Origin of the sequence: Shewanella woodyi ATCC 51908 (genome assembly GCF_000019525.1) — a bacterium.
GTDB classification, from domain to species: domain Bacteria; phylum Pseudomonadota; class Gammaproteobacteria; order Enterobacterales; family Shewanellaceae; genus Shewanella; species Shewanella woodyi.
The window spans coordinates 580312-591652 of the sequence record NC_010506.1 but is presented as its reverse complement, the minus strand read 5'-3'; the positions used below and the strand labels follow the sequence as shown (position 1 = coordinate 591652).

Below are 11341 nucleotides of genomic sequence, written 5' to 3'. Positions count from 1 at the left end.
CCTAACATCATGAAAGACAGGCTTACTCATAATTTAACTTATATCAAAGTCTGTCGATTCACCTTAATCGCTATGGTGTTAGTTGCTTCCTGTCTTTATGCTTCCCCCACACAAAAGCTCAATAAGGGGCATATCACCTCAACACTTGAGTCCCGCTACGGTGAACGAGCGGGAAAACGTGTCAGGGCTTGGTTTAAAGTACTGGATGAAGCAAAAAATCTAAGCGAAAGAGAGAAGATAACTAAGGTAAATACCTTTTTTAACCTTTTTCGTTTCGTTGATGATATTAAGCTTTGGGGTGAAAGCAACTACTGGGCAACCCCAATGGAGTTTATAGGTGTAAACGGTGGAGATTGTGAGGATTTCTCAATTGCCAAATATTTCACCTTACTCCAACTTGGTGTAGAAGAAGATAAGTTAAGGATCACTATGGTAAAAGCCACAACGGTTAACCAATACCATATGGTCCTCGCTTATTATGAGACACCAGGCTCTATCCCCTTGGTGCTCGATAATTTAGATAGAAAAATAAAACCGGCAACCCAAAGGAAAGACCTGCTTCCAGTATATAGCTTTAACGGTCGACAACTTTGGCTAAACAAAGAAAAAGGACGAGGAGTTCTCGCAGGTTCATCTAAGAAACTTGCAAAGTGGAATGACCTCAAACATAGATTGGGTGTCGAGAGACTCAGAAAACCCAAATTAAGATTGGAGTAGCTAGAAAGATGACACTGTTTCGACAGATATACTCACTACTGTTCGGCCTATTCTTACTGGTGGTGGCTAGTCTAGGCTATGTACAATTTACAGAGACCCAGAGCTTTTTAACTAAGCAGATGGAGTCCGACCTAAATAATACCAGTAATTCACTTGGCATAATGCTAGTTCCTGATCTTGAAGCAGGGGATATCGTTGGTGCCGAAACCCTTATCAACGTTATCTTTGAAGGCGGTTACTACCAGCAAGTTAAATTAACTTGGTTGGTCGATGGTAAACAGCAAACTTGGGAAAACCCCATTAATATTCAAGGTGTTCCACAGTGGTTTATCGATCTCGATTTTTTCCAAACAATAAAAAAAGAGAGCATAATTACCTCTGGATGGATACAGCTGGCGAAATTAGAGCTTACTGCCCATCCAGGTTTTGGATATAACGAGTTATGGCGAACAATGACAAACGCCATCATCGTTTTCTCCATACTTTTTCTCATCGCTATTGTAGTTGCCAGGGTCGGATTGACCATGATACTCAAACCTCTACATGAGATAGCTGTCCATGCAAAAGAGATTGCTCAACGCAAGTTTGGCCCAGATATGCGAGTGCCTAAAACTGCTGAGCTCAAATCCGTTGTTCTTGCCTTTAATAGTATGTCAGATCAGCTAAAGCAGCTCTTTAACTCCCTTGATGAAGAGGTCGGTGAACTACGTAAGAAAAACCTAGTCGATCAAGTATCAGGCTTGCCAAACAGACAGTATATGATGGGGCGTCTCAATAGCTGGCTTAATGAGCCTGCTAGCGGTGCCTTGGTCATGGCTAAGTTTGACTGGTTAGAGGAGGTTCATAGCAAATATGGCTACCAAGTAAGAGATGAAACCATCAAGCTACTTGCAGAGAAAATGCAAGATCACCTCGATGAAGTCGCGAGCTCGGTCATAGCTCGAATTGCAGCCTATGAATTTGCCTTCTTAATCACTAGCTCTGAGCATGATCAGACAAGTCGTTATCTGCAAGCCTTAATACGTACCATCAATCAGGAGATGTCAAAGGCCGGCTGTAAGCCTAATGAAAACTTTGCCATTGGTGTTGCCGAGCGTATTGGTCATATGTCGGTTTCAGATATTTTAGCTCAGACAGACAACGCGCTTCAAAAAGCCATCAAGGAAGATAAAGTCTTCCATTGGTTTGAGACAAACGAGAAACAGCTCTTCACTCGAGAGCAGTGGCGTGAACATCTAAGTGCAGCCATACAAGATTGTAACTTCAAGTTTAAATGGCAACCTGTCCATATTAATGACAGTGATAATATCCTACAAAGGGAGCTTTATTGTCAGCTTAATATGGGGGATAAGATCATCCATGCGGGGCAGTTTATGCCCTATGTTGAGCTGCTATCACTAGGCTCGATGTTAGATAAGCATTTGATACAAGATGTGCATGAAAAACATCTACTAAACAAGAACCAAGAGCCCATAGCCATCAACTTAACTTTCCAGAGCTTAAGTGATCCTAAGTTCCATGAATGGCTCAATACCTTCTTGCGCTCAACAAACCTATCTGAACGTATCTGTTTCGATATTCCAGAAGCGGCAGTCTATAGCGATCCTGATTCTTGCCATGCGATCTGTACTGTTATTCGAGACAACGGCGCCCAGTTTGGCATCGATCACTTCGGCCGTCAGTTTGGCTCAATGTCGTACCTGCAGTCACTGAGACCGAGTTATGTGAAATTAGATCAATCCTTCGCTTACTATGATGACAGTGAACATAGTGGTGAGCTGTGTCGTGCAATCATCAATGTTGCTCGAGGATTAGATATCAAGGTTATTGTGACGGGTATTGAAGAGATGCCTCAGCTAGAGCGATTTGTGCCACTGAAAACCAATGCCTTTATGGGCTATATCTTCCCGCCAACAGATATTGAAGATTAGCGCTTAAATAATTGAAGTCACCAAAAAGGAAGGCCTAGGTTAACGACCTAGGCTTTTTTGTTTTCGACTGATGTTGTGAATAGTAGGATTCGAACCTCTGACCCTCTGGTCCGCTCTTGTTTCAAATATCTATTAATAAGCGTTGATGCGCTACCGGGCTGCGCTAATCACCGTAAATCTTTTTAAATTTGGTCGGCTGATTTTATAAAGAGTAGGATTCGAACCTATTGACTCTCTAATCCACTATAAAACAAAAAGCCCTTAGATTTCTCTAAGGGCTTCTAGTTAATTTGGTCGGCTGATGTTGTGAAGAGTAGGATTCGAATCTCTCGACTCCCTAATCCACTATAAAGTAAAGAATCCACCTTCTGAAGAAGGTGGCTTTGTATTAGCCCCCTAAAAGGGGGCGTTGTCTACTTCAAATCTAATTGCGGCTGCTCCTGTTTTTCAACCTTTTCTTGATGCCTTACATATCTTCGAATCACTTCCTCATTAATCCCCACTGTGTCAACAAAGTAACCTCTTTGCCAAAAGTGATTTCCCCATAGCTTATTTTTCCGAAGATACGGATACTTGCTAAACATTTTCAAAGCAATTTTACCTTTTAAAGCACCCATCAACTTTGAAATCGATAGCTTCGGAGGAACTTTGATAACCAGATGTACATGGTCTATTTGTACATTCAACTCTACAACCACACACCCTAACTGCTCACTATAGACATGAATACATCGGTAAACATCTTTTCCTAACTTATTCTTTAAAATCCTAAACCTATACTTAGGTGTCCAAACTATGTGATATTGACATCGCCAATACACATGCGATGCTTTCTCATATCTACTCATGTTTTTTATCCTCTATTACTTCGCTAAAAGTTAGAGTTCAATTAACATGAGTAGATATTCAGGCAAAGCCTAATTGATGATAACCACCTACTGAAGTAGGTGGTTTAGGGCTGAAAACAAAAAGCCCTTAGATTTCTCTAAGGGCTTCTAGTTAATTTGGTCGGCTGATGTTGTGAATAGTAGGATTCGAACCTCTGACCCTCTGGTTCGCTCTTACTTCAAATCATGATGCGCTACCGGGCTGCGCTAATCACCGTAAATATTTTTAAATTTGGTCGGCTGATTTTATAAAGAGCAGGATTCGAACCTCTGCCCCTCTGGTTCGTAAAACGAAAAAAGCCTTCTGATTTGCTCAGAAGGCTTTCGAAGAATTTGGTCGGTGATAGAGGATTCGAACCTCTGACCCTCTGGTCCCAAACCAGATGCGCTACCGGGCTGCGCTAATCACCGTAAATCTTTTAAATTTGGTTGGCTGATTTTATAAAGAGTAGGATTCGAACCTCTGACACTCTGGTCCGCTCTTGCTTCAAATCATGATGCGCTACCGGGCTGCGCTAATCACCGTATCTATTCTTTATGTTGATATATCGAATCAATTCAATATATCTAAATTTGGTCGGTGATAGAGGATTCGAACCTCTGACCCTCTGGTCCCAAACCAGATGCGCTACCGGGCTGCGCTAATCACCGAGATAGATTTTTTAAAGAGGTTCCCCCTCTGCTCTACGAGCTAAAAGTAATTTGAAATGGGGTGACTGATGGGGTTCGAACCCACGACAACCGGAATCACAATCCGGGACTCTACCAACTGAGCTACAATCACCACTGACTATTTCAAAACAACATTACTAACTTGGCGTTCAACTCATTCTGGTGCACCCAGAAGGATTCGAACCCTCGGCCTCACCCTCCGGAGGGGTGCGCTCTATCCAGCTGAGCTATGGGTGCCTGCCTTGTTAGCGAGGCATATAATATGGATTATTTACCCTGCCGTCTACAGATTTATGCGAATAGTGTGTTTGTTTGCTCAACTTTTAACTTATTATCCTCTTTTTTCCTCATTAAGACTGCTTTTTGCACAGAATAATATCGAGCAAATACCTTGGCTCAGCTGTTTTTTCATGCTATTTATATCCATTAGTGTAAAAATATTCCAGATCCAAGCTCCATAAAATAAAAATAGCGATTGGCGGATACCATGTTTAGGGATGAACAGACTCAACACTCACAGCGTGAATTTGAGCTTATGCAAAAAAGGATTTCGCGTTTAAAGAGCTTAGCTCTTAAATATAAGCGCGCAGAGGTGACGCAAAATATGTTGCTTGAGTTATCCAACTTAGCAGCAAGCGTAAGCTCCCCAGCTGAATTCTACTCAGGGGTACATGGCTACCTCAGCACTCTTCTCCCCGCAGATAACTTCTTTGTAGCACTACTCGATCCGCTAAATAACGTACTTGAAATCCCTTTCTTTCTCGATGAAAAAGACAAACATCCCCTTGAACTCTTTTCCAAAGAAAACATATCCGCAAAACTGCTCAGCGGCTTAACAGGCTATGTGCTTAAAACTGGGAGAAGCTTGCTGTGCAACCAAGACAAATTTGAGCAGTTAATCTTAGATAAGCAGATAGAGAGTTTAGGTGCCCCCTGTCATCTATGGCTCGGTGTTCCGATAACAGTACATCACTCTGTCGTAGGGGTCCTGGTTATTCAAAGTTACTCTGAACAGGTTAATTTCACAGAGGTGGATATTGAGCTCCTTGGATTTGTGAGTCATCAGATATCCAACATCATGGAGAGGGTACAACACCAGGAGCAGCTTGAGCAGGCTATAGCACAGAGAACAAGAGAGCTAAGCGTTGCTTATGATAAGCTAAAACAGGAAGTGAATGAGAAGCGACGTGCGGAGCTGTTACAAAAGTCGCTCTTTGAGATAGCCGATCTCGCGACCTCAAATATTGATACTCATGCATTTTACTCAGAGCTCCATAGAGTCATTAGTCACCTTATCCCAGTAAGTAACTGTTATATCGCCCTGTTAAATGATCAGTGTAATCAGCTCAACTTTCCATTCTATGTCAGTCAAACGAATGGGCGAGTTCCCGATAGTAGAATAATTTGTGATGGCTTAACTGAGTATGTCATTAAAAACCGTAGACCCCTGCTGCTACAAAATAGTGATATTCAGTCCTTGGTCAACTCAGGTCAGATCTACGCTAAAACTCCTGAGCTTAATAATACTAAAGATATCTATCAATGGATTGGGATCCCTCTGTTCATCCATGATCAGGTCCGCGGTGCATTAACCATCTATAGTACAAATAAAACCCGTCGTTATCAGGAGAATGATCTCGACCTGCTAACCTTTGTCTCTCAGCATATTGCCAGCGCCATCGAACGAAAGTTATCCGCAGAGTCTCTAATTGCCAGCTATGAACAGCTCGAAGATAAAGTTATCGAGCGTACTCAAGCACTCGCTCTTCTCAATCAAGATTTGGAGAAAGAGATAGCTCAAAGACGAAAAATGGAGCAACAACTCGTCCATGATGCCAACCACGATACCTTAACAGGACTCCCCAATCGCGGCATGTTTATGGAGAAACTCTCTCAAGCGATTAAACACACTCGCAGGCATAAGCTAGATCGCTTTGCGCTCCTGTTTATCGATTTAGACAGGTTCAAGTTGATCAACGATACCTTAGGTCATATAGAGGGAGACAGGTTTCTGGTCGAAACCTCAAGACGACTAAAACTCTGCATCCGAGAGAATGATAGCCTAGGCCGGATTGGTGGTGATGAGTTTGTTATCTTGCTCGACAGAATAAATGGTTCTCAAGATGCAAAAGAGGTCGCAGAGCGTGTGCTCACTGGTTTATCAGAGCCCTATAAACTCGCCAATCAGCAGTTTAAATCAGGCGCGAGTATAGGTATCGCCTTTAACCAGCATAAAACAGACACCAGTGAATCCCTGCTACGGGACGCTGATGCAGCCATGTACCGAGCTAAAGCAAATGGTAAAGGCTGCTATGTTATTTTTGATGATAAATCCCATAAGCAACTCGATAAAGATATTGAACTTGAACTTGAGCTGCGCAATGCGATCTCAAGTCGTTCGCTCTTAGTTAGCTACTTGCCAATAGAAGATTTGCAAACAGGAGAGACCTTGGCCCTTGAGCCACGTCTATATTGGAACCACCCTAGTTTAGGCAAGATTAAACAGGCAAAACTGCTCAATATTGCAGAGCATTGCAGCTTAACCACAGAGCTAGATATCTTCCTATTGGAGACGTTAAACAGTGAGTATGCCCAACTACAAAAGATGTCACTGGCCCACCTGCCGTTGCATATCAATATCTCGGGTCATCACCTCAAACATAAGCACGCATTAAGACGTCTTAAGAATAAGTTGAAACAGAGCTATTTTAGCCGTGAGCAACTCTGGCTATTTTTCGATGAGCAGGGGTTTATCTTCGATACTGATAACCACATTAATGCTTTCGATCTGCTCACAAAGCTAGAGGTCAACTTAGCGCTCAGTGGATATGGAAGCGCTCATAGTGCTCTCAGTAGCCTGACCTTCCTTCCCCTAAAAGGGCTCAAACTGGACCCAAGCTATCCCTGTCATCTAGACAGTAAGCAACACAAAAAGCTGCTTAATGCCCACTTTTTAACGGCTCAAGCGCTGGAGTTAACGGTCTTTGTTGACGGTATTAGCACAAAGCAGCAGAAAGAGTCGATGCTAGAGATAGGTTTTGAGCAGGGACAGGGCCAAGCACTTGGAGAGGTATTACGACTCCAAGAGGTACAAGCCTCAGTCTGTGCCTAATATAATATCAATCAATAAAACAACTTCAAAAGAGTGCTCATAAAGAGCACTCCTATAAACAATTACTTCTTAAACATATCCCTTAGATTCGCAATATTTGACCTACCGGATTGCTGACGTTGCTCTTCGCTCTGAACCTGCTTACGATTCTCCCAAATTAGATCATCTTGAGGCAACTCCATCAAAAAGCGGCTCGGCTCACAGCGCATCGTCTCACCAAACTGACGTCGCTCACGGCACAATACAAACCAAAGCTCCTTCTGGGCACGAGTGATCCCCACATAGGCTAAGCGGCGCTCTTCCTCAACATTATCCTCATCGATACTGGTTTGATGTGGCAAGATCCGCTCCTCTGTTCCCACCATAAACACATAGGGAAACTCCAGACCTTTTGAGGCGTGTAAGGTCATCAACTGCACCTGATCACCCCCCTCATCTTCACTGTTACGCTCCATCATATCTCTGAGTGTTAAGCGAGTGACCACCTCTGGCAGAGTCATCCCCTCATCTAGCTCATCGCCCTCAAGCATCTCAGTCACCCAGCGGTACAACTCTGAGATATTTTTCATTCTCATCTCAGCCGCTTTGGCGCTAGTACTGGTTTCATACAGATAATCTTCGTAATTAATATTACGAATCAGGTGCTTGACCGCATCAACCGGATCGCCACGAGTTGCTTTCTCTCCGGTATCAACAACGAACTGACCAAACTTATACAGTGAACCCATCGCCGCAGGTGTCAGGTGATGATTCAGCTCAGCTTGAAAAATTGCCTCAAACATAGAGATATGACGCTCATTAGCATAGTTACCTAAGCGCTCAAGTGTTGAGGGACCAATACCACGCTTTGGCAAATTCACCACACGCAAAAAGGCATTATCATCGTCGGGATTCACCACCAGCCTTAAGTAGGCCATGATATCTTTAATCTCTGCGCGACCGAAAAATGAGGTACCACCGCTTAACTTATAGGGAATACGGTTCGTCATCAGTGAGCGCTCAAGCAGACGAGATTGATGATTACCTCGATAGAGAATCGCGTAATCGCCGAACTGAGTTTTCCCCATAAACTTATGCCGGATCATCTCAGCAATCACCCGCTCAGCTTCCTGCTCCTCGTTGGCTGCAATCAACACCCTTAAAGGTTCACCATAAGCAAGCTCACTAAACAGCGCCTTATCATAAACGTGAGGATTGTTAGCGATCAGAATATTCGCCGCGCGTAAAATTCGTTGGCTAGAGCGGTAGTTTTGCTCCAGCTTAATCAACTTAAGTTTAGGGAAGTCTTTGCCCAGTAACACAAGGTTTTGGGGCTTAGCACCACGCCAAGAATAGATAGACTGATCGTCATCCCCTACCACGGTAAAGCGTGCTCGCTCACCCACAATTAACTTAACCAGCTCATACTGACTGGTGTTAGTGTCTTGATACTCATCCACCAGCATATATTGAATACGTTGCTGCCAGCGCTCCCTCACCTCTTTGTTATGCCTCAGCAAAAGAGTGGGGATTAAAATAAGATCATCAAAATCCAGCGCATTGTATGCCTTCATATGTTTGGCATAGCGCTGATATAAAACCGCATGTAACTTAGACTGCTCATCCTTTGCAAGCTTGATCGCCTGCTCAGGAACAACCAGATCTCCCTTCCAGTTAGAGATGGCTGTCATCAAGTTTTTCAGCAGATCTTTATCACCGTCAAACTCATCTTCAGTCAGCTCTTTGAGTAGTGCCAAAGAGTCCTGATCGTCAAACAGTGAGAAGCCAGGCTTTAAGCCGATGACTTTATGTTCACGCTTAATCACCTCCAAACCTAAGGTGTGAAAGGTTGAGATCCACAAGCCTCGCGCCTGCTTTCGCCCCATAGATTGAGCAACACGCTCCTTCATCTCACGTGCCGCTTTATTGGTAAAAGTCACCGCCGCAATCGTTCTGGCCTTATACCCGCACTTCTCAACCAGATAGGCAATTTTGTTGATGATCACACGGGTCTTACCACTACCAGCGCCAGCCAGTACTAAGCAGGGGCCAGATACATAGTGAACGGCATCATTTTGTCCGGGGTTTAACTTCATTTTTTAACTTATACCAACGCGCTATACCCAAGAGTTATCTCAAGCAGCAATAAGCCGCATCTCAAACTAGTTTGGGTGTAAATAAAATTGAGTGACCGATGATAATAGCAGAATTGCCCCATACCCCCTATCTCAAAATGAGCAAATGATTGCCATCTCAAACTGAGTAACATAGAATAATGAATGAACATTCATTCACTACTAACGTTTTAAAAGTAAAAATATGGATAATAAGCGCGAGCTCATCTTTACAGCCACTGAAAAAATCATCGCCACAAAGGGGATTCAGGGGTTATCTATGCAGCAAATAGCAACAGAAGCAGGTGTAGCGGCTGGCACCATCTACCGCTACTTCAAAGACAAAGAGGAGCTGATCTCGGAGTTAAGAAAACATGTACTGCGTGAAGTGGCGAGCAATATCCTAGTTGACTGCCATGAGGGTGATCTGGAGCAGAGGTTTAAACGTATCTGGTTCAACATTGTCGAGTTTGGCCGCCAACGCACACCAGCAAATTTAAGTTATGAGCAGTATATCCATCTGCCAGGCATAGACTCAGATCCCCATCAGACCTACGAAAAGCAGACTTTTCAAGGGCTGCATATGCTTTTTGAAGCGGGGAGAGTCAGCGGTCAGTTTCATAACCTACAAAACAAGGTCCTGTTTGCTATCTCACTTGAACCATCTATGGCGCTTGGCAGAAGCATACGACGTGGCCAGATTGAATATAATCGAGACGAGTTGGAGATAACCTGCGACCTTTGCTGGAAAGCCCTACTCACAACACCAGAATCAACTCAAAAGGAGCTATCAGGAAAATGAAAAAATGGACCCTGATGATGCTAATCATTGCACTACTTGCCTTCGGTTCAGTTATTGGTTTTAACATAATGGTTAAGGGAAAGATTGCCGACGCCATTGCCAATATGCCAGAACCAGAGTCTCCTGTGACAGCGCTCGCGCTAACACCTCAAAGTTGGCAACCAACTATCGATGCCATCGGTTTTGTCGAGCCTAATCAAGGTGTCACCATTGCCAATGAGCTTTCTGGTGTTATCTCAAATATTAACTTTGAGAATGGTTCAGAAGTACAGGATGGACAAAGTCTTATCGTACTCGACTCCGCCGTTGAACAAGCAAACTTAAAGAGCAAGATGGTTCAACTGCCCGCAGCCGAAGCTGACTATCAACGATTAACTCGCCTCTATAAAAAGAACTCAGTATCAAAACAAGACTTAGATAATAGTCAGTCTAAGTATCTCGCGCTGAAAGCCGATATTGAGAGCTTAAAAGCCACCATAGATCGCCGCCAAATCGATGCGCCTTTTGCAGGACTAGTAGGCATACGTAGCGTGAACTTAGGTGAATACCTCCAAGCTGGTACCGATATCGTTCGTTTAGAGGATATCAGCACCATGAAGATCCGCTTTACAGTGCCACAAACTCAGCTACCTCGGATCTCTAACGGCCAAACAATTCACGTTTATGTCGATGCTTATCCAGATCACCCGTTCGAAGGCAAGATCTCAGCGATTGAGCCTGCCGTCTTCTATCAAAGTGGTTTAATCCAAATTCAGGCAACCATCCCCAATATCGATGCAAAGCTGCGTAGCGGTATGTTCGCCCGCGTAGCCGTTCTACTACCTGAGATGACGGAGCAGTTTGTACTGCCTCAAACAGCAATCAACTTCACCCTTTACGGTAACTCCATCTACCTCATCCATGAGAGTCAAGAGGAGGGAGAAACCGTTAAACGTGTGCAACAGATCAATGTAGAGGTGCTCGAACGTAATGGTAACAACGCCCTAGTCAAAGGTCATTTAGCGGCCAATGATCTCGTCGTGACCTCAGGTCAGGTTCGTCTTAGCAACAACAGCAAAGTCAAAGTAACCGAGGATGATGCTTTAACGCCTCCGGCTACTATGCCACAACTATAAACGGGAGCTGGC

At 43.8% G+C, this 11341-nt stretch carries 7 protein-coding genes and 4 tRNA genes; 5 read left to right on the top strand and 6 right to left on the bottom strand.

Features of this window, described 5'->3' with window-relative positions:
* The first annotated feature begins 9 nt into the window (after positions 1–9).
* Together SWOO_RS02450 and SWOO_RS02445 are read left to right on the top strand one after the other, a co-directional pair.
* Entirely contained in the window at positions 10–717 is a 708-nt protein-coding gene (locus tag SWOO_RS02450) for a transglutaminase-like cysteine peptidase (protein WP_012323119.1), read from the top strand.
* Between the two features lie 8 nt (positions 718–725).
* Positions 726–2648 carry a bifunctional diguanylate cyclase/phosphodiesterase gene (locus SWOO_RS02445; protein ID WP_012323118.1) on the top strand — a complete coding sequence of 641 codons (1923 nt, stop codon included), beginning with the start codon at positions 726–728 and terminating at the stop codon, positions 2646–2648.
* Between the two features lie 413 nt (positions 2649–3061).
* Here the strand turns inward: SWOO_RS02445 and tnpA are convergent, their stop codons facing one another.
* The 5 genes from tnpA to SWOO_RS02420 form a co-directional block, all read right to left on the bottom strand.
* Positions 3062–3496 (bottom strand): IS200/IS605-like element ISShwo2 family transposase, encoded by a 435-nt coding sequence (gene tnpA / locus SWOO_RS02440; protein ID WP_012323117.1) that lies wholly within the window; start codon positions 3494–3496, stop codon positions 3062–3064.
* Between the two features lie 373 nt (positions 3497–3869).
* Positions 3870–3946: transfer RNA gene (locus tag SWOO_RS02435), tRNA-Pro, on the bottom strand.
* Between the two features lie 163 nt (positions 3947–4109).
* A tRNA-Pro gene (locus SWOO_RS02430) sits at positions 4110–4186 on the bottom strand.
* Positions 4187–4243: 57 nt separating this feature from the next.
* Positions 4244–4319 (bottom strand) — tRNA-His (locus SWOO_RS02425).
* A 48-nt stretch (positions 4320–4367) separates the two neighbouring features.
* Positions 4368–4444: transfer RNA gene (locus SWOO_RS02420), tRNA-Arg, on the bottom strand.
* A 250-nt stretch (positions 4445–4694) separates the two neighbouring features.
* Between SWOO_RS02420 and SWOO_RS02415 the strand changes: the two genes are divergently transcribed.
* Positions 4695–7319: a sensor domain-containing phosphodiesterase gene (locus SWOO_RS02415; RefSeq protein WP_012323116.1), complete on the top strand. Its 2625-nt coding sequence runs from the start codon at positions 4695–4697 to the stop codon at positions 7317–7319.
* Positions 7320–7381: 62 nt separating this feature from the next.
* Here SWOO_RS02415 and rep read toward each other — a convergent pair whose 3' ends face one another.
* Entirely contained in the window at positions 7382–9394 is a 2013-nt protein-coding gene (rep, locus tag SWOO_RS02410; RefSeq protein ID WP_012323115.1) for a DNA helicase Rep, read from the bottom strand.
* 223 nt (positions 9395–9617) lie between these two features.
* On the opposite strand from rep, the gene SWOO_RS02405 reads away from it, so the two are divergent.
* Both SWOO_RS02405 and SWOO_RS02400 read left to right on the top strand, forming a co-directional pair.
* A complete protein-coding gene (locus SWOO_RS02405) occupies positions 9618–10214 on the top strand; it encodes a TetR/AcrR family transcriptional regulator (protein WP_012323114.1) in 597 nt (198 codons plus the stop codon).
* On the top strand, positions 10211–11329 hold the full coding sequence (locus tag SWOO_RS02400) for an efflux RND transporter periplasmic adaptor subunit (RefSeq protein ID WP_012323113.1): 1119 nt from the start codon (positions 10211–10213) through the stop codon (positions 11327–11329). Before SWOO_RS02405 ends, SWOO_RS02400 begins: the two co-directional genes overlap by 4 nt.
* Positions 11330–11341 lie beyond the last annotated feature (12 nt).